The following is a 25,836-nucleotide window of genomic DNA, read 5'->3' on the forward strand; positions in this document are numbered from 1 at the left end:
TGTTAATTCCCGACCGGTTTTTGGGGGGTAAATTCGGGAAAATAAAAAATCCGGCTCAAAAGAGCCGGATCTCATAAGATATAAGTTATAAATTGTATATTACTATTTTTGAACATACACCCAGCCTGTTATCTGCTTTCCTGAAAAAAGTGTAATATGATAAAAATAGGTAGCTGAAGGCAAGTCTCCATTTGCGTGCTGTCCATACCATTCATTAGTATAATTTGTTGACTCGTATACTAACATACCATATCGATTGAATATGTTTATTTTTTTGATGCAAAAACCTGAAAGATCAAAAGTGTCATTTAAATTATCACCATTAGGTGATATTCCTCTTGGTATATCTGAAGATGTTAGTGCATTGCACGCATCTTCTTCACATGGTTCTATTCTACCTAGGTATTTACTTCCGCGATATATTGTTGTTTTTTGTTTTAATACTATTGTTTCTCCAGCCTTCATGGTTATATTAGATCCATTACTCCCTGAAATTTTGTAGTTACTACTTACCCTTATGCTATTTGCAGCTTGATAGATATAATATATATTTTCTTCAGGATTATTTAAGGCTATATTTTGCTCACAACTGCTGAAAAACTGCTGTATAATATATTTTTGCAAAAATTCATTATTTTTTTCTTTAACGACCGGAGGAAGAGAATCTTTGCCATACGAAATATGGCTGATTAAAATAACTATGATAAGTATTTTATTTTTCATTTTTCTTCTTTAAATCGTTAATTTCATTTTGTTGTTTTTCTATTTTTTTATTTAAGTCAATTACATGTAAAGTTAGTTCTTCTATTTTTTCAAGTAAAAGTTTGTTCATTTCGCCAATCTCAATACCATTTTTTTTGACTTCATCTTCTGACGGAATATTTATAAGATGACCTTCTTTTTTGATGTGTTCTTCAACTTCCTGTAATGTTGGTAATTTATAGCTTTCTTTAAAAACATAGTCAGCCCAATCTTCTTTTAGAGAAATTCTCACTTCTTCAGTTAAAATACCCCCAGTTACAAACAAATTATAAAAACTTACATCTTCATCTCCTACAAATGTTGGAAATTGATTTACATTTATTCCAACCTTACCATTAGTATAAATATTATCATTAATGGAAGTTGCAATGCCATTATCAATTTTTAACCAATCAGAATCTGTAATTATTTCACCTATATTTTCAGGTACAGGGTATTCAGCAACATTTCCGTTTGAATCGGTACCAAGCATGTACACTGCTTCTATCTCATTAGGTAAGTTTTGTAGTCGGACTGTTCCATTTAAATGCAAGTTAGCTGTAGGATTTTCAACATTTATACCAATACTTCCATTAGTATAAATTACATCATTGATATTGTCAGGAAAAGTACCATCAGGCTTTAACCAGTCGTAATCTGCTATTGAGCCACCACCCGTTGAAACAGGAAACTCATAAACGTTGCCATTTGAATCAGTACCTAATAAAAATGCTGGGTTAGTTCGGTTTGCTAGTCCCTGAAATCTAACTGAACCTATTGTATGTAATAAAGCTGTAGGAGTTTCAGTACCAATACCTAAAAAACCATTAGCCTGCATTGTCATTAATCTGGTATTTCCATTTTCCCATCCAAATAATGGTCGGTTAACAACATTTTGACCATTTATTCCCCAGGGAAAACTTCCTCCTGCTGGTGCGTTAAGATTTAAATTATTTCTTATTTCAGTCCTAAACATCATTAAAGGTAAACTTCCTGCATCATAGCTAGAGGATGTTGTTGCAAAAAGCCTCAGTACGTATCGATTATCTGATTGTTGATGTCCCCAGATTGAAGGAATAAAGCTATTGTCAAATTGTGTGGAATTGGTAATTTCTAGAAAGTCATTGGGAGCATCAATAGCACCAAAACTGGCTACCCTTTCAGCATTAAAGGTAGAATTAGTTATGTGAGTAAATGGCACTTGTGCAAAAAATGGTGAGGTAGTGAGAAATGTAGTCACTAATAATAATCGGAATATTTTCATGCTATGTGTTTTATTTATCAAATATATACATAATGTTAAATTTTAAAAACTACTGTTAATAAAAAAAATCCGGCTCAAAAGAGCCGGATCTCATAACAGGAAATGGCTATTCCTGTCCGCATCTATTTTTTATCTGCTAGTAGTAAGTATAACGGCGCACTTTGGCAATATATTTTGCAAGGCGGATAACCTGGTGGCTGTAGCCATATTCGTTATCATACCACACATACATTACAATGCTCTTGCCGTCGGCGCTCACTATGGTAGCGTTGCTGTCATATATTGATGGGGCTGATGTGCCAACTATATCGCTGGATACCAGCTCGTTGCTTAGCGAGTATTTTATCTGCTCTACCAGTTCGCCCTCCAGCGCGTAGTGTTTCATTATCTCGTTAACCTCCTCTACGGTTGTAGGCCTCTCTACTTCAAGGTTAAGCACCACAAGCGACCCGTTTGGCACCGGCACGCGGATGGCGTTGCTGGTCAGCTTGCCTGTTAACGATGGTAATGCCTTGCTCACGGCACTGCCTGCGCCGGTTTCGGTAATAACCATGTTAAGTGCTGCGGCACGGCCACGGCGGTATTTCTTGTGCATGTTGTCAACCAGGTTTTGGTCGTTGGTGTAAGCGTGGATGGTTTCAAGGTGGCCTTTTACCACACCAAGCGTGTCTTCAACCGCCTTAAGCACAGGGGTTATGGCGTTTGTAGTACACGAAGCCGCAGAGTAGATGTCTACACCGTCAGGGTCGTAGTCGTTGTGGTTCACGCCATACACAATGTTTGGCACACCTTTTCCGGGAGCCGTAAGTAACACTTTATCAGCACCTTTGGTAAGGTGGCGCTTAAGGTCTTCGTCGGTTTTAAAGGCTCCGGTGTTATCAATAACAAGTGCGTTGTTGATGCCGTACTGGGTATAATCTATATCTTCAGGGCCGTTTGCGCTGATGATGTGTACGGTTGTCCCGTTGATAATCAGGGCATTGTTCTCTATATCAGCCGTTACAGACCCCTGGAAGTCGCCATGTATAGAATCGTAACGCAAAAGTGAAGCCCTCTTTTCAAGAAGCTCTGCATTAGGCTTTTCGCGCACTACAATGGCTCTTAGGCGTAGCTGTGCGCCTTTACCTATCTTGCTCATTATCTCGCGGGCAAGCAGCCTGCCTATACGCCCAAAGCCGTATAATACAACGTCTTTCGGCTCTATGTTGCGGCTTCCTTTGGCATCGCGCAGCTTGTCTAAAACAAATGCGGTGGCATCGTTATATTTATCATCTTCAAGGTGGTACTCATAGGTAAGCTTGCCAATGTCTATACGCGACGGCGGAAGGTCTAACGACTGTATTGCCCTTGCTATTTCTACAGAGTCGAAAATGTTGATTGGCTTCTTTACGAACTCTACCGCATATTCATGCAGGTTGATGATGTCGCTAACATTCCTGTCAATCAGCTGGTTGCGGAACAGTACAAGCTCTATTGACTTGTCATACCACAAATCGCTGACGATTTTTATGAATTCTACGCCTGCTCTCCTGCGGTCTGCCTGGAAGGACAATTCTTTTTCGTATAAAACATTATTGCTCATGAAGATAAAGATTAATTAGTGTTGTTGTTGGCTGCAAAAGTATATATTTCAAACGTTTTCGTAAAATAATTTTTTCATTTTCTGATTAATTTGAATTATATCTAACCTTATGGTTAAAACACAACTGATAATGATTTAAAGTGCAGTTAAACAACAGTTTATTAACAGGTAAAACAGTAATTTATTTGTAAATTTATTACAAAGGCTTAAAAATCAAACACAAATGAAAACACTGCTACCTAACCTGATAAAAACCTTAATGTTCACACTGATGCTTTGCTGCAACCCCGCCATTGCTCAGATTAACTACTTTGAAGACTTTTCCGGCACTACCATGCGTTGGACATCTGCCGACTTTTTGCAAACCGATGTTGCCGTGTGCGATGATGGCAGCGCTTACAGGGTTAACCCTTCTGTTACGCCAAACCACGTGGCTGAAATGGTGTCTAAGAGTATGGGCGTTTCTAACGGCGAGAGCGTAACACTTACCTATCAGTACAAACTTTTAAACTATGATGCGGTTTTACCTTACGAGCCTGTTGATGACCCTGATTGGGGCTATTTTTATGTTGAGTATGCCCCAACACGCAACGGCCCCTGGACAACAGTAGATTATATAGACCCTGCCACACACAGGCCATCGGCAGAATGCACAGTAAGAAGTGTGCGCTTTGAGCCGCCAAGAGGCGGGCAGGTTTTTGTACGTATTGTGGCAGCAGCCGGCTCCGGACTTCAGCCAGGGTATTACTTTTATATCGATAATATAAGCGTTTTGCAGGATACACTCACCGTTGAGCCGGCTTTTGAGTTTGACAGGCTGCTAGTGTACCCAAATCCGGTAGATGATTACCTTACTATTGATTATTATGATGCTTTTATTACCGATGTTGCTGTTTTTGACCCATACGGACAACAGATAGAGGTACCTTTTCCTTCAGGTACATTAACACAGCTTGATATGTCAGGGCTTCAGGATGGAGAATATACCTTACATATTACTACAGAAAATCATAAACGTACAGTTACAGTAATGAAAAAATAATTAGAAGCAACTATAAACAATTGAACCATCTATTGTTAAAAATATCTTAAAGAAATGTTATAGTTGTGATTAAGTATATTGTAGGTTACTAATTATGTTAATTTTAAGAATCTAATCAATTAAAATTGTTACATATGAAGTTAAATCTACGATTGCTGTTTTACAGCTTTACCATTTTTGCGGCGTTATCCCTTAGCGGTTATGCGCAAATCAATTATTCAGAAAGTTTTGACGACGATACCCATAACTGGGATTTGTATGACTTTTATGAAGCTGAAGGAATTTCCTGCGAGGGTGCGGGTTCACTCTATGCGAATCTTTATGACGGTTGGTTTTTTGGTTACTTTGCAGAAATGACCTCTCCGGCTCTTGGTACATCTCTGGGCACAGAGGTTACACTTACCTACCAGTACAAACTATTGGAGTATGATGATGAGAATCCTACGGTACCTGTACAAAATGCAGACGACTGGGGTTATTTTGAGGTTTACTACGCCACATCACCTACAGGCCCATTTACCCTTATCGAAACTATTGACCCTGATAATCATATAGAGTCTGCTGATTGTGCTACGCGCACGGCTACATTTACGCCACCTGCAGGGGTAGAACTCTATATTTATGTTGTTGCAGAGCTTGGTGACCTTTCGAATGACTTTTTGTTTTTCTTTGATGAAATAACTGTAGTTGAGGAACCTTTAGAAGCTTGTACAGGCACTCCTGCGGTAGTTGCAACACTTGCTTCAACAGCATTTTCATGTGAGGAGGGTGATGTCACACTTTCACTGCCATTTGCTACAGCATCAGGGCTTGAGTACCAGTGGCAGACATCTGCCAATGGTACAGATTTTACCGATGTTGCAACAGGTGGTGAAGATGATACCTATGTAACCACACAAACAGCAACCACATGGTACAGGGCAGTAATTACCTGTACAGCAAGCGGACAGTCTGTAAACAGTACCCCAGTGCAGGTTGTGGCTTCAGGGCTCCCATGCTACTGCGATATAGAGTTCTGGTCGATTGTTGAGCCGATAACCAATGTTGAGTTTGCAGGCATTGATAATGCTTCTTCTCCTGAAACAGATGCAAGCCCATCGCTTGAAAACTTTACAAACGTTGCACCTGCACAGGTAAATGCAGGTGGTACCTATGATATTGCTTTAGAAGGTAATACCAATGGCGATTATGAAACATTCTTTACAGTGTTTATTGACTTTAACCACAATGGCGAATTTGAATTTATAGGCGAAGCATTTGAAATAGGTTCTATTGAAAACTCTGACGGTGAAGACGGGCAGGAGGCTACAGGTGAAATTTATATACCGCTAGATGCCATGCAAGGGCTAACCATGATGAGGATTGTAAAGAACTATGACGAATATACAATAGACAGTTGTGGAGAAGAAAACGGATGGGGCCAGGCAGAAGATTACCTGGTAAACATACTGCCACCTGTACAGCTTGATTATGTCAACCTTCAATGGCCGCCGACAATGGAGCTTTCAGTAGGCGAGACCGGTACAGTATATGCCCAGGCCTATGAAGACGGCGTTACCCCGGGCGCAGGCCCCGGCGCAGGCGTTACCGCCTGGATAGGCATCAGCGAAGAAGATACTGACCCGTCTACCTGGGACACCTGGATACCGGCCACCTACAACACAGCCGTAACAGGCAACAACGATGAATTTATGGTCGATATAGGCGCCGGGCTTGAGCCGGGCACCTACTACTATGCCAGCCGTTTCCAGCTGCAGGAAGGCCCCTATACCTACGGCGGCTACACCCCGACAGGCGGCGGCTACTGGGATGGCACCACCAATGTAAGCGGTGTGTTAACCGTAACCTGCGATACAGAAGCCCCTACGGCTGTTGCCGAACAGCAGTTCTGTGCAGGAGCTACAGTAGCAGGCCTCTCAGCCGATGGCGATACAATAGTATGGTACACCACAGAAACAGGCGGTGAGCCTTTAGAAGAAGAAACCGTACTTGAAAACGGAACCTACTACGCAGCACAAATACCCGAAGGCGGCTGCGAAAGCCAGTCACGTACAGCAGTAACCATTACCGTTGTTACAATAGATACACCAAACGTAACCGTTATACAGCCCACATGTGCAGTTAACTCTGGTAGTATAACCATTGATACCCCTTCAGGAGACGGATTGGTATATTCCATAAACGGAGCCGACTTCCAGGCATCAAATGTATTCAGCGAGCTTGAGGGAGGAACCTATATGGTTTATGTAGAAAATGAACTGGGCTGTATAAGCGAACCCTTTACAGTAGTACTGGAGCCGGCAGAAGGTGTTGAAGCCCCGGTAGCCGATGCCCAGCAAACCGTTTGTAACGGCTCAGCACTTGAAGAGCTTATGGCAGAAGGCGATAATGTAGTATGGTATGCCGACGAAACAGGAGGAGAGCCACTGGATATCGAAACCATGCTTACCGATGGCACTACCTACTATGCCGCATCTGTAGATGGCGAGTGTGAAAGTGAGCGCACAGCCGTTACCGTAACCCTGAATGTAGTGCCTGCACCAACAGGGGAAACAATCCAGGAATTTGACGGCCCAGCCACACTAACCTTTGAGGATATCGATATAACCGCTGAAGGCGAACTTACCTGGTATGCATCAGAAGAAGACGCCCTGAACAGCGATAACGACCTTGATAACGACTATGAGATCACAGAAACCCAAACCCTGTATGTAACCCAGGAGATAGACGGATGCGAAAGCGCACCTTTTGCAGTAACAGTAGAAGTTGTGTTAAGTACAGAAAGCTTTGACTCGGCAGCATTCCGTTACCATCCGAACCCGGTTAAAGACGTGCTTACACTTACCTACAGCAGTGCAATAGAAAACGTGGTTGTTTACAACCTGTTAGGCCAGTCTGTAATAGAGAGAAGCGGCAGCAGCAATGAAATGCAGCTTGACATGGCGCAGCTATCTGCCGGAACTTATATCGTAAAAGTGACTTCACAGGGCGCAGTTAAAACCCTGAAGGTAGTAAAGCAATAACCTTTACAAACCATAAACCGAAAAGGGGGCAGCCATATAGCTGCCCCCTTTTACTATTTAGAAAATAGATGTGTAGTGTTTACAGGTTTAATGCCCTTGCTGCATTTACTTTTGCAGCTTTAATCTTTCTCCTGAAATAAATGTCATTCGGATTGCCGAAGTATTTATTGATGGTTAACCTTGCCATTAAATAGCTCACAGTTGATTCGGCACCCTGGTTAAGGTTTACACTGTGCTCTTCAAGGCCATCAAAGCATCCGCCTGTGCACGGGTTATAAATAACCTGTTGCAGGTGGTTGTTACCTAAAAACCAGTTAAAGGCAATTTCCATCTTGTTAAGGTAATCCTCTTCCTTAAAAATATCATGGAATTTACGAAGTGCCAGTATGGTATAAGCAACATCAATAGGCTGCTCTCCATAATGTTCCTTAGCGGTACCTTTAAAGTACCAGCCTTTGTTAGATATTACTTTTATACGCTCACCGTCAAAGATGGTAGTAAGTAAAAAGTCGAAGGATTCCTTTGCAACATTTTTATATACTTCTTCTCCGGTTATAGCATAGCAAAGCAATAATGCTTCCGGTAACACGCTGTTAGCATAGGTAAGATAGTTTTCAAACCATTTCCATTTGCTGTCAGCTTCGTGGCGGTACATCTGTACAAGCCTGTCACCAAACAGTTTTATGTAGATAAGGGTATCAGTATCTTTTACCTGACGGTTGTAATAGTACAGTCCTTTGATTACAAAAGCCATTGCCCTTGTAGAATAAATGTTCTTGGTAAGCCCCAGTGACTTCTGGAACATAGCTTCCGCTTTCTGGGAGAATTCAGCAGGCAGTATCTGCGAAAGCGAGATAACATATCCTAAAGCCCACATTGCCCTGCCTGCGCTGTCTTCAAGATTCTCATTACGGTTTTGTACGCCAAAATTGGTATTAAAATCTACATAGTTCATAAACCTACCGTCTTTACACTGGCAATGGTCTATAAAGTTAAGGTATATCTCTATATAGGGCAGTACACTTTTATCTCTGTGCTGCTTGTAATACTGGCACATGGCTATTAAAGCACGTGCGTTATCATCAAGTGTGTAGCCTGAATTAATATCCGGCCTGTTAAGCTGGCTGAATTGCAGCATACCGAAATCGGTAGTTAGCCTTTTTATATGGTCAAGGTTTATTTTCGGGTTCCTGTATTGCAGCTTAAGGTTGCCACAGGCTTTCTGCATCACTTTTGCGTGTGCCACTGCCGAGTTTTCCCAAGCTGTAGGGTTAATTTTATGCAGCCCGTTCAGCATCATGTTGTTGCGAAGGTTTACATCAAAAAGCAATGTATTGATGCATTCTGCCAGTTGTTCAGAATTACCAAAATCAAAGGTTAATCCTGTATCGCCGGCAAGCACTTCTTTAGCATGCGGTATTGGTGTAGAGATAATGGCACACCCGCAGCTTAGCGCATACGAGAAGGTACCGCTCACAGCCTGATTAGGGTCTTTGCTGGTAAACAGGTAAATGTCCGTCATCTGTAAATATTCCAGCAATTCATCTAATGGCACATATTTATTGATGAACTTTACATTTTCTTCCAGCCCAAGTTCCTGTATTTTTTTTATTAACGTTTCCCGGTATTGTTCACCTTCGTGTAGTACTACAGTAGGATGGGTTTTCCCTATAATTAAAAACAATACTTCAGGAGATTTGTCCACTACTGCAGGCAATGCCTCAAGTGTGGTTTCAATACTTTTGCCGGAACTTAAAAGCCCGAAAGTAGAAAGTATTTTCCTGCCTTCAAATCCGTATTTATGTTTAAGTTCTGCTTTGTCAGCATGTGGCACAAGGTGGGTGCCATGAGGTATAACAGCAATTTTATCCTTAGTAGTGCTGTAGTCGCGCAGCAGTATATCTGATGCGTTATTAGTCATCACGATAACAGAATCTGCCCTGTCGAGTATATGCTGAACATTCTTCTTCAGATTATCATCAGGGCCGGGCAATACTGTATGGAAAACTACCGTTACCGGCTTTTTAACCTCCTTAAGAAAATTATTAAAATGCTGCACACCATCTGCAAACAGGCCAAATTCGTGCTGTATAAGAACAGCCCTCAGGTTATCATCTGCATTTATGGCCAGTGCAAGTTCTTTATAAGAAGCTTCATCTGATGTATCAAGTTTATACTTAACATCGGGATCCTCATATTCATGCTTCTCGTTAGCATTTTCAAGCGCGCATATCTTAAGCGAAAACGACTCTACATACTGGTTGTTTAGTGCTTTTATTAAGTCCTGCGAATAAGTTGCTATACCACATTGCCTCGGTGGAAACGTGGTTAAGAACAATATTTCCGGCAATTTTTCTGTGCCGGAAATATCCTGAGTAGCAAGTTGTTTTAAGTATGTTGTATAGGGTTGCATGTGCTTCCCTGTGTTTCTCCTGGCTTTCATAGCACTGTGTGTGTTTAGCAGTTTTTTAAAATGGGTGCTGTGTGTTAATACCGCGCTCGTGGTAAATTAGGCGTTGCTGGTTTTGTTTACCCAGTTATTGGCTCTTTCTTTAGCAGTATTTACAGCATCTTTAGTTTCTGATGGAGCATTCTTATACTCTTTTTCAGCTTTGCGCTGTAATTCGTTAAGCTTGCCTTTCATGTTGTCTTTAGCTTCTTCAACTGTTTCGCGGAAAGCCCTCTTTTTAGATTTGTTCCTGTACATTAAATAAGCGGCTCCTGCCAGTGCAGCACCTGCTGCAATACCGATGGCTAATTTTTTATTGTTCATAGCTTTTATCTGATTATGTTTTTACTTTATTCAGCTAAATTAGATAATCAATATTCAAACAGCAATTTGCTTATATTATATTTAACATACGGCTAATTTGTGTAAGAATTTTAAATTTTAATTAACAAATTTGATTTGTTTGTTGAATATTATGCATTTTTTGGGATGACAGCAGATATAGTTTATCCTTATGTTATGTAAAAGTTACATTGTTTATTTTTTGCTATGAAAAATAAGGGGTATTACTCTTTAATTGTATATTTTTTTAATTGTATATCCCCCTAAAAAATAAGGGTGCCGTTCTGTGTGTAATATTTTTTGTATATTTGCACTGTTTTTAATAAATAACAATCAAAATTTTAGTTTCATGTCCACATTACGTTTTCAGGCTTTAAAAGAGACTGCCGGCAGAAAACCGGTAAAAGTTGAAGAACTTGACAAAAAGTCGGTTATTTTTGGTAGCAACGTGTTCAATGACAAAGCAATGCGACAATTTTTAACGCCTGAAGCTTACCAGGCCGTGAAAAATGCAATGCAGCATGGAACAAAAATAGACCGTAAGATTGCCGATTATATCGCCATGGGTATGAAGGAGTGGGCGCTTAGTAAAGGCGTTACACATTATACACACTGGTTCCAGCCGTTAACAGGCTCTACTGCCGAAAAGCACGATGCTTTTTTTGAAACATCTTTTGATGGCAGCGACCCGGTAGAAAAATTCGGCGGAAGCCAGCTTGTACAACAGGAGCCTGATGCATCGAGCTTTCCTAACGGTGGTATAAGAAATACATTTGAAGCCCGCGGTTACACAGCGTGGGACCCAACATCTCCGGCATTTATATATGGTACTACGCTATGCATACCTACAGTATTCGTGTCATACACAGGTGAGGCGTTGGACTATAAGACACCTCTTTTAAGGGCACTTAGCGCTGTGGATGATGCTGCAACAGATGTATGCCGTTATTTTGATAAAAATGTAAAAAAAGTTACTGCTACCTTAGGGTGGGAGCAGGAGTATTTCCTTATAGATGCGGCACTTGCCAACTCAAGGCCGGATATTATGATAACAGGCCGCACGCTGTTGGGGCATACCTCTGCAAAAGGGCAGCAGCTTGAAGACCATTACTTTGGTTCTATACCAACAAGGGTGTTAAACTACATGCGCGACCTTGAGAACGAGTGTATGCTGCTTGGCATACCGGTAAAAACCCGCCACAACGAAGTTGCGCCTAACCAGTTTGAGCTTGCTCCTATATTTGAAGAGGCCAACCTTGCAGTAGATCACAACTCGCTGCTTATGGATATTATGCAGAAAGTAGCTGAGCGCCACAATTTTAAAGTGCTGATGCATGAAAAGCCGTTTAAAGGCGTAAACGGCAGTGGTAAGCACAATAACTGGAGTATGGCTACAGATACAGGAGTTAACCTGCTTAGCCCGGGTAAAACCCCAATGAGCAACCTGCAATTCCTTACTTTCTTCATCAACACTATTAAAGCAGTTCAGGAGAATGAAGAGTTGCTAAGGGCATCTATTGCTACAGCATCTAACGACCACAGGCTTGGCGCTAACGAGGCACCGCCTGCAATTATATCAGTATTTATCGGGCAGCAGCTTACAAAAGTGCTTGAGGAGCTTGAGGGTGTGTCTTCAGGCAAACTTTCTCCGGAAGAGAAAACCGACCTTAAGCTTAACGTGGTAGGTAAAATTCCGGATGTATTACTTGATAATACTGACAGGAACAGGACTTCTCCTTTTGCCTTTACAGGTAATAAGTTCGAATTCCGTGCCGTAGGTTCAAGCGCTAACTGTGCCAATGCAATGACTATTGTTAATGCTATAGTTGCCAAGCAATTGAGGGACTTTAAGAAAGAGGTTGATGCGCTTATCAGCGATAAAGGCATGAAAAAAGATGATGCCATATTCAACGTACTAAGGGAGTATATCAAGCAAACCAAGAATATTTTATTTGAAGGCGACGGCTACAGCGATGAGTGGGAGCAGGAAGCGGCAAAGCGTGGACTGAGTAATAACAAAACAACTCCTAAAGCGCTTAAGGCCAAAGTTTCTGAAAAATCACTTGCATTGTTTCAGGAACTTAAGGTAATGAACCATGTAGAGGTGGAGGCCCGTTATGAAATTGAACTTGAAGAATATACCAAAAAAATACAGATAGAAGGCAGGGTACTGGGTGATATTGCACGCAACCACGTGATACCTACCGCTATCCGTTACCAGAACATCCTTATCGAGAACGTTAAGGGGCTTAAGGAGATATTCGGGAGCGAGTATGAGTCTATAGGCAGGGAGCAGATAACACTAATCCGTGAAATTTCGGAACACATTGCAGGAATCAACTCAAAAGTGGAGGAAATGACCGAAGAGCGTAAAAATGCCAACGCACTTGAAAATGCCGAAGCTATGGCAGATGCTTATTGCGAAAAGGTAAAACCATATTTTGATGTAATAAGAAACCACTGCGACAAGCTGGAGCTATTGGTTGACGACGAAATTTGGACGCTTACCAAATACAGGGAGCTTCTGTTTACGAGATAATCGATACATAATACGACCAAAGCCACGCACTGCGTGGCTTTTTTTATACTAAAATTTGTAGTTTTGGAGTTATCCTTACAAATCATCCATAATGAAAAAAATCTTTCTGTTATCTGTATTTCTTGGTGCTTGCATAAACATATCGGCGCAGCAAACCTTTACGGCCTATTTTGATTTTGATATTGATGAGGCAAACAAGCCATCGCAAAAAAACCTGGCTGACTGGATTGCTGAAAATCCATCTGCAAAGGTGCTGAAAGTATATGCATATACAGATACTGTGGGTACACCTGAGTATAATATTGCATTATCAAAAAGGCGTGCTGCCTATGCATTAAAACAATTAAATACAGCTAAGGTAGAGATTGCTCCGGATGCAGAAGTGAAAGGGTTTGGAGAAGAATTTGATTATGCCGCTAACCAGGATGAGAACCGCAAAGTAGTGGTGTATTATGAAAATCCTCAAAAGGAAGTAAAAGCCTTTGCCAAAGCGGTTCAATCGGCTAAAAAGGGGGATATATTAAAACTGCCTAACCTTAATTTTTATAATAATTCAGACATAATATTAAGGGAGTCCCAGCCCATACTTATGGAACTTTTGCAGATACTGAAAGATAACCCGGGGCTTAAAATAGAAATACAGGGGCATATTTGTTGCCAGGAGGTAGAGCAAAACGATGTATCGCTAAGAAGGGCAGTAGCCATATACCAGTTTCTTATTAACAGTGGTATAGATAAAGACAGGCTGACTTATAAGAGCTTTGGCAGCACAAGGCCGGTATATCCGCTACCTGAAAAGAATGAAGAAGAGCGCGTTGCCAACCGCCGCGTAGAAATTATGATAACCGACAATTAAATTATATCTTTTTAAGCTGCTGCTTCATCATGGTTATCTGGTCTTTCAGCATATTGTGCTTGTCCAGTTTTTTAGCCTCGTTAAGTAGTTGTGTGGCTTCCATTTTCCTTCTTTTGGTAAGGGCAATACCCGCAAGGTTAAGCTTTGCCATTGCCATATCCTGATCCATGTTCAGGCCAAGCTCCACTGCCTTTTTTAGGTGTTTTTCTGCCAGTGTAAGGTTAGTCTGAGAAAGCATAAGGCCGTTCAGGTAGTTGTAGTACCCCTGTTGTTTGCGAACAAGTGCAGCCTCAGGATTTTTTATTTTGTCGAGTAGTTTTTTAGCGCCGTCAAAATCCTGCTTTCTCAGCTTAAAGAAAGCCATTATAATAATCTCGTTCTTAAAGTACAGCAAGATAAACATACCTGCCAGCAGCAGCAGGGCAATGCCGTTACCAATGTTTTTATCGGTAAATTGCCATATTGCGGTTATAACTATAAGGGCAGCAAGTATTAATTTTATATTCTTGTTATACATAACGGTAATGTTTAATTTTGCGGTGCAAAGGTAAGAAAATGAATTAAAAATAATTTTACAAAAGCACTTGTGAGTAAAAAAAAGCTTTGTATATTTGCACTCGGTTTTGGAATAAGTGTTCCTGATGCCCTTAAAAGACATTACATTAAGATTTAAAGATACAAAGCAATGAGTAAGAGAACGTTTCAACCATCAAAAAGAAAAAGAAGGAACAAGCACGGTTTCATGGAAAGAATGGCTTCTGCCAACGGTAGGAAGGTGCTTGCTCGCAGAAGGGCTAAAGGAAGGCATAAACTAACAGTTTCTAGCGAACCAAGGCATAAAAAATAATGTTTTATAACAAAGCATACATAAAGGTGTTACTTTAATAAGGGTAACGCCTTTTTTTATACCATATAAAATCTGTAACCCCTGCCAACGGCGGGGCATTTTTTAAAATAAATACTAACTTTGTATTCATAAAGTAATAACTACAACTACAACAACACAAAATGCCAAAAGACAACTCCATTAAATCTGTTCTTATTATCGGCTCAGGGCCAATAGTTATAGGCCAGGCCTGCGAATTTGACTATGCAGGCTCTCAGGCGGCACGCTCATTAAGGGAAGAAGGTATCAAGGTTATACTGATAAACTCTAACCCGGCAACCATTATGACCGACCCAAGCATGGCCGACCATGTGTACCTGAAGCCGCTTACTACAAAATCTATTATTGAGATACTTAAGGAACACCCTGAAATTGATGCCGTATTGCCAACAATGGGTGGGCAGACTGCACTTAACCTTTGCCTTGAAGCAGAAGAGAAAGGCATATGGTCTGACTTTAATGTAAGGCTGATTGGGGTAGATATAAACGCCATAAACATAACTGAAGACAGGGAGCAGTTTAAGCAGTTGCTTGAGCGTATAGGCATACCTGCCGCGCCTGCAAAAACAGCTAATTCTTTCCTTAAAGGAAAAGAAATAGCACAGGAGTTTGGTTTCCCGCTGGTTATCCGCCCTTCGTTTACGCTTGGTGGTACAGGGGCATCTTTTGTGCACCGCAAAGAAGATTTTGATGAGCTGCTTACACGCGGCTTAGAGGCATCGCCTATACACGAAGTACTTATAGATAAGGCACTTTTCGGGTGGAAGGAATATGAGCTTGAGCTGCTGCGTGATAAGAATGATAACGTTGTTATTATTTGCTCTATAGAAAATATGGACCCGATGGGAATCCATACAGGCGATAGTATAACAGTTGCCCCTGCCATGACGCTGAGTGATACCACTTACCAAAAGATGCGTAACATGGCTATAAAGATGATGCGCAGCATTGGTAACTTTGCTGGTGGCTGTAACGTGCAGTTTGCCGTTAGCCCGGATGAAAAAGAAGATATCGTTGCTATCGAAATCAACCCGAGGGTTTCACGCTCATCAGCGCTTGCATCTAAGGCTACAGGCTACCCGATTGCGAAGATAGCCTCAAAACTGGCTTTGGGCTATCATTTGGATGAACTCATGAACCAGATAACAAAATCTACCTCGGCATTGTTTGAGCCTACGCTTGACTATGTTATCGTAAAAATACCACGCTGGAACTTTGATAAATTTGAAGGTGCAGAACGAACACTTGGCCTCCAGATGAAATCGGTAGGCGAGGTGATGGGTATTGGGCGCTCGTTCCAGGAAGCGCTGCACAAAGCCACTCAGTCGCTCGAAATTAAGCGTAACGGTCTGGGAGCAGATGGTAAAGGTTACACTAATTATGAGCAGGTTATAGATAAGCTTACCAATGCAAGCTGGGACAGGGTATTTACAATTTATGATGCCATACAAATGGGCATACCGCTAAGCCGCATCCATGAAATTACCCAGATTGATATGTGGTTCCTTAAGCAATATGAGGAACTGTATGCACTGGAAAAAGAAATTTCAAATTACACCATAGATACGCTGCCGAAAGAGCTGCTGCTTGAAGCCAAACAAAAAGGTTTTGCCGACAGGCAGATAGCACACATGGTAGGCTGCTTGGAAAGCCAGGTATACAACAAGCGTGAAGAAATGGGCGTGAAGCGTGTGTATAAGCTTGTAGATACCTGCGCGGCTGAATTTAAGGCGCAGACACCATATTACTACTCTACCTTTGAGGCAGAAATTGAAAGGGCCGACGGTACAAAATATGTATCCAACGAAAGCGTGGTTTCGGACAGGAAAAAAGTGATAGTGCTTGGTTCAGGGCCAAACAGGATAGGGCAGGGCATTGAGTTTGACTACTCGTGTGTGCATGGTGTGCTCGCAGCTTCTGAATGTGGCTATGAAACCATCATGATAAACTGTAATCCTGAAACCGTTTCTACCGATTTTGACACGGCTGACAAGTTGTACTTTGAGCCGGTCTTCTGGGAGCATATATATGATATAATACGCCACGAAAAGCCGGAAGGTGTTATAGTACAGCTTGGCGGGCAGACTGCCCTTAAGCTGGCTGAAAAGCTTGACCGCTATGGTATAAAAATACTGGGCACCAGTTTCGAGGCGCTTGACCTTGCCGAAGACCGCGGGCGTTTCTCTGAATTGCTGAGCGAACTCGGCATACCATTCCCTAAGTTTGGTGTGGCAGAAAGCGCTGAAGAAGCCGTTAAACTTGCCGATGACCTTGATTTTCCGCTACTGGTAAGGCCATCTTATGTATTAGGAGGGCAGGGGATGAAAATCGTGATCAATAAGCAGGAGCTTGAAGAGCATGTTATAGAGCTACTGAAGCACATACCGAATAACAAGCTGTTGCTTGACCATTACCTTGATGGCGCCATAGAAGCCGAGGCAGATGCGATTTGTGACGGGGAGGATGTTTACATCATCGGTATTATGGAGCATATAGAGCCATGCGGTGTGCATAGTGGCGACAGTAATGCTACATTGCCGCCTTTTAACTTAGGCGAGTTTGTAATGCAGCAGATAAAAGACCATACCAAAAAGATTGCACTGGCACTAAAAACAGTAGGGCTTATCAACATACAGTTTGCCATTAAAGATGATACAGTATATATAATAGAGGCTAACCCGCGTGCATCGCGAACTGTACCTTTTATTGCCAAGGCATACGGCGAGCCTTATGTAAACTATGCAACTAAAGTAATGCTGGGTGAAAAGAAGGTGAAAGACTTTACTTTTAACCCTCAGCTTAAAGGTTATGCTATCAAGCAACCAGTGTTCTCCTTCAACAAGTTTCCGGGAGTAAACAAAAAGCTCGGGCCTGAAATGAAAAGTACAGGAGAAAGCATCCTGTTTATAGAAGACCTGAAAGATGACCAGTTCTACGAGCTGTATTCAAGAAGAAAAATGTACTTAAGCAGATAAATAAAAGCCCCTGAAAAAGGGGCTTTTTTATTTACATTTGCTGTAACACAAATTATATGAACGTATTCAAAAAAATAAATATCCGCGCCAAGACAAGCAACAGTACCGGTTTCGGAACCAATCCCGGCAGCTATGGCGGGCGCTTTATAAATAAAGATGGCTCTGCCAATGTAGAGAAAAGGGGAGTGCCGTTTTTAAGCCGCATTAGCTGGTACCACACCATGCAGGGACTTCCTGCATGGAAATTTATCGGCATACTTTTTCTTTTTTATGCGGGTATCAACTTTGTTTTTGCAGGGCTGTATTATGCAATAGGTATAGAATATCTTGATGGTATAGATGCCAAAGAGGGTTCAGAGTGGTTGAAGTTCGGAAAGGCTTATTTCTTTAGTGCGCAGACTTTTACTACAGTCGGTTACGGGCATATAAGCCCCAACGGCTTTTTAACAAGCGCGCTTGCAGCAACAGAAGCCCTTACCGGTTTGCTTAGTTTTGCTATAGCAACAGGACTTTTTTATGGCAGGTTCAGCAGGCCGAGGGCATTTATCAGGTTCTCACAAAATGCGCTTATAGCACCTTATCGCAACGGTACGGCATTTATGATTCGTATGGCTGCTTTTAAGAACACCAACCTTATTGATGCCGAAGCACGAATGACACTTGGTATGGGTGTTGAAGAAAACGGCAGTATGGTTAATAAATTCTATACGCTTGACCTTGAACTGCAAAAAATTAATGCATTAACCCTAAGCTGGACATTGGTACACCCAATAAATGAAGAAAGCCCCTTTTTCGGGTTTACAAAAGAAGACTTTGATACTACCGAAGGAGAAATTATTGTATATATAAAAGCTTTTGATGATGTTTTCAGCAGTACGGTTTCTACAGGTACATCTTATGTTTTTGAGGAGATTGTATATGGGGCTAAGTTTGACATGATGTATGAAGAAAATGATGCTAATACCAAAACAATATTAAACTTAGATCGTATTAACTCCTACAGCAAAATTCAGCTATAGCAAATACTAAGCGTTAATAACCATATTCTAAACAAGATTGCGCATATTCTAATTTGCCTCTTAAGTTCTCGTCTCCATAATGTTACTTTACAGTATTAAGTTATCCTGAATGCAGTTAGGTAACATAAATATGGACTGAGTGTGTTTTTTTAGGCCCAGCCTTTTAAGGCGGGCTTATTTTTTTATATTCGGTTAACAGCAATAGCCGGTTGCTGTTTATAGTTTTCCATTATCTTTGCACCTTCAAAATCAAACAGGTAATGATAACTGCAGATGCCCTATCGGTACAATTTGGCGGTACCACTCTTTTCAGCGATGTTTCTTTCTCTATAAACGAAACCGATAAAATTGCCCTTATGGGTAAAAACGGTGCGGGTAAAAGTACCCTGCTAAAAATACTGGCAGGCGTTAACAAACCCTCATCAGGTAACGTTTCGGCTCCAAAAGGAACTGTTATCGCTTATCTTCCCCAGCATTTGCTTACAGAAGATAATGCAACGGTTTTTGAAGAAACAAGTAAGGCTTTTGCTGAAATCTTTAAGATGAAGGAGGAAATAGATGCGCTTAATGAAGAGCTTACGGTGCGAACCGATTATGAATCGGAAGAGTATTACAAAATCATCGAAAGGGTATCAGAGCTTAGTGAAAAATTTTACTCTATTGAAGAATTAAACTATGAAGCTGAGGTAGAAAAAGTGCTTAAAGGAATGGGCTTTAGCCGCATGGACTTTAACAGGCCCACTTCAGAATTCAGTGGCGGGTGGCGCATGCGCATAGAACTTGCCAAGATATTGTTACAGAGGCCCGACCTTATTTTACTGGATGAGCCTACCAACCACATGGATATTGAGAGTATCCAGTGGCTGGAAGATTTCCTTGTTAACAGTGCCAAAGCAGTAATGGTAATATCGCACGACCGTGCATTTGTAGATAACATAACCACGCGTACCATAGAGGTAACCATGGGGCGCATCTACGATTATAAAGCAAAATACTCTCATTACCTTGAATTAAGGAAAGATCGCCGTGCGCATCAGCAAAAGGCTTATGAGGAACAGCAAAAAATGATTGCTGAAACAACAGAGTTTATAGAGCGTTTTAAAGGAACATACTCTAAAACCCTGCAGGTGCAAAGCCGCGTAAAGATGCTTGAAAAGCTGGAATTGGTAGAGGTTGATGAGGTAGATACTTCTGCATTACGATTAAAGTTTCCTCCTGCACCGCGTTCAGGACAGTATCCTGTAGTGGTAAATGGGTTATATAAAGCCTATGGTGACCATGTTGTATTTAAAGATGCCGATATGGTTATAGAGCGCGGGCAAAAGGTTGCCTTTGTTGGTAAAAACGGCGAAGGTAAATCTACAATGGTGAAAGCCATAATGGGGGAGATAGACTTTGAGGGTAAACTGGAAGTTGGGCACAATGTAAAAATCGGTTATTTTGCCCAAAACCAGGCATCGTTACTGGATGGTGAACTTACCGTTTTTGAAACAATTGACCGTATTGCCGAAGGCGATATCCGCACGCAGATTAAGAACCTGCTTGGTGCATTTATGTTTAGCGGAGACGATACTACTAAAAAAGTAAAAGTATTATCAGGCGGGGAGAAGACGCGACTGGCAATGATAAAGCTATTACTGGAGCCGGTTAACGTACTGATTCTGGATGAGCCTACCAACCACCTTGATATGAAAACAAAGGATATTATTAAAGATGCCCTTAATGCTTTTGACGGTACGCTGATACTGGTTTCGCACGACAGGGATTTCCTTGACGGTTTGGTAACGAAGGTATTTGAGTTTGGCAACAAGCGCGTTAAAGAACATTTTGAAGATATTAAAGGTTTCCTTGAGCTTAAAAAAATGGAAAACCTTCGGGAGATAGAGAAATAGCTGATAGCTCTCAGCCTTCAGCTTTTAGCTTTCAGATTACAGGCCGGCGCTATAAATTAGAAAAGGCACTACATGAACGTGGTGCCTTTTCAATTTAACTAAACTAAACTAAACCTATTTATTACGCTCTTTCCATTTATTGATGCCTATTGCATTGTCCCTGATGTTTTTTTGCCAGTCTTTACCATATTGCTTTTGAAGGTGCTGAAAGACAAGTAAGTTATATGTTTCAAAGAAAGTCATGTTTCCCGGAGCAATGCAGCCGAAATCGTGATAAGTTATATTAAACTCTTTCTGAAAAGTTTCCGTAGCTTCATGGTTGTAAGGTTTTAATCCTCCAACGGTATAAATAGTAAAAGAATTTCTCTTGCTGTCATATTCAAACTTTTGTTCAGGCGTTACCTGCGCAAAAGGTAATGGTTTTGAATTTTCATCTCGACCACTTTCCTGACTGTAGCTGAAAAATGACATTAATGAAAAGGCCGTTAGAATTATGGCTTTAAGGTATTTGTAATTTTTTCTTTTTCTTTTCATGTTTTCTTCGTTCACGTTTTGTTAGTGCTTTTATAGTTGTTATCACAATGATTATTCTGTCATCATTTCTGCAACTCATGCAGGCGGGTACATTATCGTCTTTTAGTATCGAAAAACTGCTTATATCATCAAAGTTTATCTTATGAAATTGTGCCGTAGGTTCAGGCATGCCATTGATAATATATACCGTATCTTTGGGGATGGGTATAGGATTAAAATCCTGGCTGTAGCATATACCAGTTAGCATCATAAAAGCCACTAACACTGTTAATTTCATGTTTTCTTTACAATTTAATTCTGTTGCCTCTTGCCTAATCACTATTGGCTAAAAGCTAAAAGCTAAAAGCTGAAAGCTGAAAGCTAAAGGTTGAGCTACTCCACCATCTCCACTAATCGGATAAACTCCGCGCGGTAACCTTCGGGGTCGGGTTGCTGCCCCTCTTTTGCCAGTTCTAAAATGGCTTTGGTTTCTTTATTGGGTATCAGCTTGCTGTCCCTCAACTTTAGCCCGAACCAAGCCACGGCAGTCGCAAACTTAAAGTCGCCCGAAGTAGTGCTTAATGGTGTTACCACATTAGGAATTACCTTAACTGTTTCTTTGCTCACATCTTCATCCGGTTTTTTGTGGCGGAATTTTATGGTAGCCAGCTCATCACTATAGTTGCCCGATGTTTTTACCGACTCGCTGTATTTAAGTTCCGGGGCAGGGGTAAAGTAATTACTTTCCACACCCACCGGAATTATCTCATATAGTGCCGTTACGGTATGCCCGCTGCCCAGCTCCCCCGCATCTATAGCATCGTTGGCAAAATCTTCATTGCGCAGCTTGCGGTTCTCGTAGCCGATAAGGCGGTAGCTCTGCACATGCTTAGGGTTAAATTCTATCTGTATCTTAACATCTTTGGCTATGGCAAACATAGAACCCTTAAACTCTTTTTGTAGAAATCTGTCAGCTTCCTGCATGTTATCAATGTAGGCGTAGTTACCATTGCCCTTATCTGCCAGTATTTCCATTTTGGAGTCCTTGTAATTGCCCATGCCGTAGCCCAGGCAGGTAAGGAAAACGCCGCTTTTGCGCTTTTCCTCAATCAGCGTCTGCATATCGGTGTCAGACGATGCTCCCACATTAAAGTCGCCATCCGTTGCCAGTATCACACGATTGTTGCCGCCTCCTATAAAGTTTTTCTGTGCGGTTTTGTAAGCAAGCTCTATACCTGCGCCACCTGCGGTGCTGCCGCCTGCCTCAAGTTTATCGAGTGCATTGATGATGGTGCTTTTCTCGCCCCCACTGGTAGAAGGGAGTACCAGCCCTGCCGCCCCGGCATATACTACAATGGCTATTCTATCCTGCGGGCGCATCTGGTTTACCAGCAGTTTCATCGACTGCTTTAGTAATGGTAACTTGTTGCTGTCGCTCATTGAACCCGACACATCTATAAGGAACACAAAGTTGGATGCAGGTAAATCGGCAGTTGGTATGTCTTTACCTTTCAAACCAATTTTCAATAACTTATGTTTTGGGTTCCATGGTGCATCGCTATACTCGGTATTGATAGAGAACACATCGTTACCTGTTGGCTGCGGATACTGATATTTAAAAAAGTTAATCATTTCCTCAACCCTTACAGCATCTTTTGGCACCGTTTGCCCGTTGTTTAAAAAGCGGCGCACGTTGGTATAAGAGGCATTGTCAACATCAATAGAGAAAGTAGAAAGCGGTACTGTTGCTGTATTCTCAAACTTATTTTCTTCAAAAGATTCATATTCTTCCTGGTCAACCTGTATTTTAGCTTTTGGTTTTACAGGTTGAAATTCCAGTTGTTGTGAAGTATCGCTATCATTTTTCCTGCTTCTTTCAATAATCCTTTTTGTTTTTTTAGAGAGGCCGCCTTTTGTCCTGAATATTACTGTAGGGCTATTGCCACGGTTACTATATAACAACGTATTCGGGTCATTTTTGTAAATGTCACAAGTTGCAATATCATTAGGGTTTAACGTATCGATTACATCTTTATCTACAACAATACCGTCAATAATATATACAGTGTTTTCTCCGGGTAGCCTGCTGATGTTGTCTAACTTTGCTTTAATTTCTTCAGGCCTTTCATAATGAGCTTCCTGAAATGCCCCTGACTTTGTATTTATCAGTATTACGCCGTTAGCGCCCCTGTTGCCATATATAGAAGTAGCTGAAGCATCGCTTAATATTTTATAGGAATCTATATCATTTTGATTTATACTCCTGAAACCATCTTCATCTACAGGTACTCCATCTACAATAAACAATGGTTCAATATTTCCATTGATGCTACCGGTTCCGCGCAATATTATCGTGGTATCAGCACCAGGTTGCCCCTTACCTGTAGCTATGTTAAGCCCGGCAACCTGGCCTTGTAGACTTTGAAGTACAGAGGCATTAGCCCTATCCTCTGCAACAGTTACTTCCTGTTTTGCAACTATATTGTTAGTTGCATTACCGGTTATAGGTATGCTCCTGTCAATAGGGTAGCGGTTTGTTGTTGCTGCAGGATATTGATTTGATGCATTAGGGCTTACGGTAGCCATATTAGATACTGACGCCTTTGATAATTCCTCTGACGAAATTGCTGTTACGGCACCTGCAGCTTGTTTTTTCTCTTTCGTTTTTTCACTATCAAAATAACCAAAAGGCAGTGCCTCAGGTGTTGGAGCATTCCTAGATTCGGTAAATTTTGCCCGTCCTTTATATACAATATTCGGATTATTCCCAAAAGTTCTTTCGCTGACAGGTAGTCCACGATTTGAAATACGTCCATTGCCTAATGTATCATATATTTGGCTGGCTTTAGGCCCATTCACTACAACGGCTTCATCAGCGCCCTTAGCTACTTTTTCAGGAGCAGGGTTAAAAGTCTCATTTACCTTTTGTGTATCAATAACCGTAGTGACATTACGTTCCGGTGCCACATTCGGGTTTACAACCGGGTCAGCATTATTGCGCATGATGAGGTTGCCTATGCTGATAAACAGCAAAAGCATAGCGGCTGCGCCTGTATATTTCCACCATGCTATGCCACGGCGTTTTTTCTTCTCGTCCAGTTTTTCCTCTACGCGGCTCCATACCGCTTCCATTCGGTCAAAACCCTTTTGTTCGGCTTTACCGGCAGCTTCTTTGAACTGTTCGTATATTTTATCTTGATTTTCCATTGCTGTTCACGTTTTGGTAATAAACATTGTTTACTAATTCCTTCAGTTTGGTTCGGGAGACGTTTAATTGTGATTTAGATGTTCCCTCACTAATGTTCAGCATGGAGGCTATCTCCTTGTGCGAGTACCCTTCTATAGCATACAAATTAAAAATGGTTTTGCAGCCTTCGGGCAGGTAGGTAAGCAGGTGCAGCAGGTCTTCCTCTTCAAGCCCGGCCGAATGGGTTTGCGAAGGTTCGGCTGCCGCTGCCATGTCTTCAATATAAATATTGAAGTTTACATTCCGCTTCAGGCTCAGCAAGCACTGGTTCACGGCAATTTTGCGTGCCCAGGCTTCAAAAGCCGCGGTTTCTTTCAGTTGTTCCAGTTTGGTAAAGATGGTATAAAAGGCATCGGCCATTGCCTCTTCTATAAGCTCTTCACTCTTCAGGTACCTTTTGCAGGTATGGTACAGCTTTGGCGCCATAAGCTCATACACCCGCCGCTGAGCGTCGCGGTGCATTTTTCTGCATGCATCTATGAGTTTTTCGTCCATCACAATTATGTCTCTTTACCTATATAGAGCACCAAACTGAACAAAAGGTTGGGAAGGGGGTGAAAAAAATTAACCCTCTAACCCCCAAAGGGGGAATATAAGAGGGTCGGGAAGAGGTTTACTTCTCAATTTTAAGCTTATAAATATCAGATGTAGCCTCATCATTATCTTTATCCTCACATAGCAGGAACTCAAGTGTGCTGCCATTGTCTTTATAAAGGGTTATACCTTCAAACTTATTTTTTCCTATTACCTGTGTTTTCTTTATTTTCATGGTTTCAAGGTCAAGCGATCCGATAAGTGTACCGGTAACTTCGCCATCATGATAGGTTGATGAAGATTTTTCTGCGGCAGCAATAAAGTATAAAACGCTGCCTACTTTTACAGCATCGGTAAACCCTGCCTTGGCACCGCCTATCTCGGGCAGGTCAATTGCATTATAAAGTATCTGGAAGTTAGTATCGGCTATATCACCATCAAGCGTAAAAATACCATTTTGCCCGCTTTTGCCATTGCCGCGTTGCAGCAGGTACCAAACCGAGCCATCATTTACAGCCGCTTCTATATTAAAATCATCAGGTGCAATTTCGCCAAAGCTTTGCATAACCATATACAAATCGGTAGCATCTATATGCGGGTAAACTTCTTTGGTTTTACTGTTAATGTGTCCGATGATGTTACGGTTTTCTGTAGAGCCTGAGCCAAATAGGTACAGATGCCCGTCTTTAGCAGCTATAGCTTCATAGTCGGGCTTGTCCGGCTTTGGCACATTTTCCAAAGGGCCTGTGTATTCGGCAGCTACCAGCGGAATTTTATCCAGCTTTTGTGTATTGATGTCATATAAAAAATGACTGTTATCGGAAATGATAAATAAAGAACTGCCGTTAAAAAATAATCCGGAAGCAGAACCAATGCCTATTATCCTGAATAACAGCTCTAATTTAAACTTTTGCATAATATTAGGTTTTTAC

At 41.4% G+C, this 25,836-nt stretch carries 19 protein-coding genes; 8 read left to right on the forward strand and 11 right to left on the reverse strand.

Translation table 11 applies throughout. From position 1 onward, the window contains the following. Window positions 1-102: 102 nt before the first annotated feature. The 3 genes from KJK34_RS12370 to KJK34_RS12380 form a co-directional block, all read right to left on the reverse strand. A complete protein-coding gene (locus tag KJK34_RS12370) occupies window positions 103-723 on the reverse strand; it encodes a T9SS type B sorting domain-containing protein (protein ID WP_223054202.1) in 621 nt (206 codons plus the stop codon). Further along, window positions 713-2,005 (reverse strand): FliH/SctL family protein, encoded by a 1,293-nt coding sequence (locus KJK34_RS12375; protein ID WP_223054203.1) that lies wholly within the window; start codon window positions 2,003-2,005, stop codon window positions 713-715. Before KJK34_RS12375 ends, KJK34_RS12370 begins: the two co-directional genes overlap by 11 nt. A 136-nt stretch (window positions 2,006-2,141) precedes the next feature. Continuing rightward, window positions 2,142-3,587: a glyceraldehyde-3-phosphate dehydrogenase gene (locus KJK34_RS12380; protein ID WP_223054204.1), complete on the reverse strand. Its 1,446-nt coding sequence runs from the start codon at window positions 3,585-3,587 to the stop codon at window positions 2,142-2,144. Between the two features lie 223 nt (window positions 3,588-3,810). Between KJK34_RS12380 and KJK34_RS12385 the strand changes: the two genes are divergently transcribed. Further along, complete coding sequence (locus KJK34_RS12385) at window positions 3,811-4,629, forward strand: T9SS type A sorting domain-containing protein (protein ID WP_223054205.1); 819 nt, start codon at window positions 3,811-3,813, stop codon at window positions 4,627-4,629. Between the two features lie 134 nt (window positions 4,630-4,763). Then, complete coding sequence (locus tag KJK34_RS12390; protein ID WP_223054206.1) at window positions 4,764-7,652, forward strand: Ig-like domain-containing protein; 2,889 nt, start codon at window positions 4,764-4,766, stop codon at window positions 7,650-7,652. A 79-nt stretch (window positions 7,653-7,731) separates the two neighbouring features. On the opposite strand, the gene KJK34_RS12395 is transcribed toward KJK34_RS12390, so the two are convergent. Both KJK34_RS12395 and KJK34_RS12400 read right to left on the reverse strand, forming a co-directional pair. Beyond that, window positions 7,732-10,095 (reverse strand): glycosyltransferase, encoded by a 2,364-nt coding sequence (locus tag KJK34_RS12395; RefSeq protein WP_223054207.1) that lies wholly within the window; start codon window positions 10,093-10,095, stop codon window positions 7,732-7,734. 66 nt (window positions 10,096-10,161) lie between these two features. Continuing rightward, complete coding sequence (locus tag KJK34_RS12400) at window positions 10,162-10,425, reverse strand: hypothetical protein (RefSeq protein WP_223054208.1); 264 nt, start codon at window positions 10,423-10,425, stop codon at window positions 10,162-10,164. A 367-nt stretch (window positions 10,426-10,792) separates the two neighbouring features. Here KJK34_RS12400 and KJK34_RS12405 point away from each other — a divergent pair, with 367 nt between their 5' ends. Then, a complete protein-coding gene (locus KJK34_RS12405; RefSeq protein ID WP_223054209.1) occupies window positions 10,793-12,982 on the forward strand; it encodes a glutamine synthetase III family protein in 2,190 nt (729 codons plus the stop codon). 91 nt (window positions 12,983-13,073) lie between these two features. Further along, complete coding sequence (locus tag KJK34_RS12410) at window positions 13,074-13,838, forward strand: OmpA family protein (RefSeq protein WP_223054210.1); 765 nt, start codon at window positions 13,074-13,076, stop codon at window positions 13,836-13,838. Between the two features lies 1 nt (window position 13,839). Here the strand turns inward: KJK34_RS12410 and KJK34_RS12415 are convergent, their stop codons facing one another. After that, entirely contained in the window at window positions 13,840-14,355 is a 516-nt protein-coding gene (locus KJK34_RS12415; RefSeq protein ID WP_223054211.1) for a DUF2892 domain-containing protein, read from the reverse strand. A 168-nt stretch (window positions 14,356-14,523) separates the two neighbouring features. On the opposite strand from KJK34_RS12415, the gene rpmH reads away from it, so the two are divergent. The 4 genes from rpmH (at window position 14,524) to KJK34_RS12435 (ending at window position 20,610) form a co-directional block, all read left to right on the forward strand. Beyond that, the gene (gene rpmH, locus KJK34_RS12420; protein WP_026979292.1) at window positions 14,524-14,685 is read left to right on the forward strand and encodes a 50S ribosomal protein L34; all 162 of its coding nucleotides are present in this window, start codon (window positions 14,524-14,526) and stop codon (window positions 14,683-14,685) included. 161 nt (window positions 14,686-14,846) lie between these two features. After that, window positions 14,847-17,699 carry a carbamoyl-phosphate synthase large subunit gene (gene carB / locus KJK34_RS12425; RefSeq protein ID WP_223054212.1) on the forward strand — a complete coding sequence of 951 codons (2,853 nt, stop codon included), beginning with the start codon at window positions 14,847-14,849 and terminating at the stop codon, window positions 17,697-17,699. 56 nt (window positions 17,700-17,755) lie between these two features. Continuing rightward, on the forward strand, window positions 17,756-18,718 hold the full coding sequence (locus KJK34_RS12430) for an ion channel (RefSeq protein ID WP_223054213.1): 963 nt from the start codon (window positions 17,756-17,758) through the stop codon (window positions 18,716-18,718). Between the two features lie 260 nt (window positions 18,719-18,978). Continuing rightward, window positions 18,979-20,610, forward strand: a complete 1,632-nt coding sequence (locus KJK34_RS12435; RefSeq protein ID WP_223054214.1) for an ABC-F family ATP-binding cassette domain-containing protein — start codon at window positions 18,979-18,981, stop codon at window positions 20,608-20,610. 114 nt (window positions 20,611-20,724) lie between these two features. Here the strand turns inward: KJK34_RS12435 and KJK34_RS12440 are convergent, their stop codons facing one another. From KJK34_RS12440 to KJK34_RS12460, 5 genes are all read right to left on the reverse strand, one after another. Further along, on the reverse strand, window positions 20,725-21,144 hold the full coding sequence (locus KJK34_RS12440; protein WP_223054215.1) for an FEKKY domain-containing protein: 420 nt from the start codon (window positions 21,142-21,144) through the stop codon (window positions 20,725-20,727). Further along, the gene (locus tag KJK34_RS12445) at window positions 21,110-21,421 is read right to left on the reverse strand and encodes a hypothetical protein (RefSeq protein ID WP_223054216.1); all 312 of its coding nucleotides are present in this window, start codon (window positions 21,419-21,421) and stop codon (window positions 21,110-21,112) included. The genes KJK34_RS12440 and KJK34_RS12445 overlap by 35 nt, the downstream gene beginning before the upstream one ends. 95 nt (window positions 21,422-21,516) lie before the next feature. Beyond that, window positions 21,517-24,330, reverse strand: a complete 2,814-nt coding sequence (locus KJK34_RS15325) for a vWA domain-containing protein (protein WP_317196884.1) — start codon at window positions 24,328-24,330, stop codon at window positions 21,517-21,519. Continuing rightward, entirely contained in the window at window positions 24,314-24,832 is a 519-nt protein-coding gene (locus KJK34_RS12455; protein WP_223054307.1) for an RNA polymerase sigma factor, read from the reverse strand. The genes KJK34_RS15325 and KJK34_RS12455 overlap by 17 nt, the downstream gene beginning before the upstream one ends. Window positions 24,833-24,983: 151 nt before the next feature. After that, the gene (locus KJK34_RS12460) at window positions 24,984-25,820 is read right to left on the reverse strand and encodes a DUF6929 family protein (RefSeq protein ID WP_223054217.1); all 837 of its coding nucleotides are present in this window, start codon (window positions 25,818-25,820) and stop codon (window positions 24,984-24,986) included. Between the last annotated feature and the right edge of the window lie 16 nt (window positions 25,821-25,836).

It is taken from the genome of Flavobacterium coralii (assembly GCF_019891545.1).
GTDB lineage: Bacteria > Bacteroidota > Bacteroidia > Flavobacteriales > Flavobacteriaceae > Flavobacterium > Flavobacterium coralii.

Excerpts from the sequence above, each read along its gene's own strand:
- KJK34_RS12370 (WP_223054202.1), bottom strand. The coding sequence starts at position 723 with ATGAAAAATAAAATACTTATCATAGTTATTTTAATCAGCCATATTTCG.
- KJK34_RS12375 (WP_223054203.1), bottom strand. The coding sequence starts at position 2,005 with ATGAAAATATTCCGATTATTATTAGTGACTACATTTCTCACTACCTCA.
- KJK34_RS12380 (WP_223054204.1), bottom strand. The coding sequence starts at position 3,587 with ATGAGCAATAATGTTTTATACGAAAAAGAATTGTCCTTCCAGGCAGAC.
- KJK34_RS12385 (WP_223054205.1), top strand. The coding sequence starts at position 3,811 with ATGAAAACACTGCTACCTAACCTGATAAAAACCTTAATGTTCACACTG.
- KJK34_RS12390 (WP_223054206.1), top strand. The coding sequence starts at position 4,764 with ATGAAGTTAAATCTACGATTGCTGTTTTACAGCTTTACCATTTTTGCG.
- KJK34_RS12395 (WP_223054207.1), bottom strand. The coding sequence starts at position 10,095 with ATGAAAGCCAGGAGAAACACAGGGAAGCACATGCAACCCTATACAACA.
- KJK34_RS12400 (WP_223054208.1), bottom strand. The coding sequence starts at position 10,425 with ATGAACAATAAAAAATTAGCCATCGGTATTGCAGCAGGTGCTGCACTG.
- KJK34_RS12405 (WP_223054209.1), top strand. The coding sequence starts at position 10,793 with ATGTCCACATTACGTTTTCAGGCTTTAAAAGAGACTGCCGGCAGAAAA.
- KJK34_RS12410 (WP_223054210.1), top strand. The coding sequence starts at position 13,074 with ATGAAAAAAATCTTTCTGTTATCTGTATTTCTTGGTGCTTGCATAAAC.
- KJK34_RS12415 (WP_223054211.1), bottom strand. The coding sequence starts at position 14,355 with ATGTATAACAAGAATATAAAATTAATACTTGCTGCCCTTATAGTTATA.
- rpmH (WP_026979292.1), top strand. The coding sequence starts at position 14,524 with ATGAGTAAGAGAACGTTTCAACCATCAAAAAGAAAAAGAAGGAACAAG.
- carB (WP_223054212.1), top strand. The coding sequence starts at position 14,847 with ATGCCAAAAGACAACTCCATTAAATCTGTTCTTATTATCGGCTCAGGG.
- KJK34_RS12430 (WP_223054213.1), top strand. The coding sequence starts at position 17,756 with ATGAACGTATTCAAAAAAATAAATATCCGCGCCAAGACAAGCAACAGT.
- KJK34_RS12435 (WP_223054214.1), top strand. The coding sequence starts at position 18,979 with ATGATAACTGCAGATGCCCTATCGGTACAATTTGGCGGTACCACTCTT.
- KJK34_RS12440 (WP_223054215.1), bottom strand. The coding sequence starts at position 21,144 with ATGAAAAGAAAAAGAAAAAATTACAAATACCTTAAAGCCATAATTCTA.
- KJK34_RS12445 (WP_223054216.1), bottom strand. The coding sequence starts at position 21,421 with ATGAAATTAACAGTGTTAGTGGCTTTTATGATGCTAACTGGTATATGC.
- KJK34_RS15325 (WP_317196884.1), bottom strand. The coding sequence starts at position 24,330 with ATGGAAAATCAAGATAAAATATACGAACAGTTCAAAGAAGCTGCCGGT.
- KJK34_RS12455 (WP_223054307.1), bottom strand. The coding sequence starts at position 24,832 with ATGCACCGCGACGCTCAGCGGCGGGTGTATGAGCTTATGGCGCCAAAG.
- KJK34_RS12460 (WP_223054217.1), bottom strand. The coding sequence starts at position 25,820 with ATGCAAAAGTTTAAATTAGAGCTGTTATTCAGGATAATAGGCATTGGT.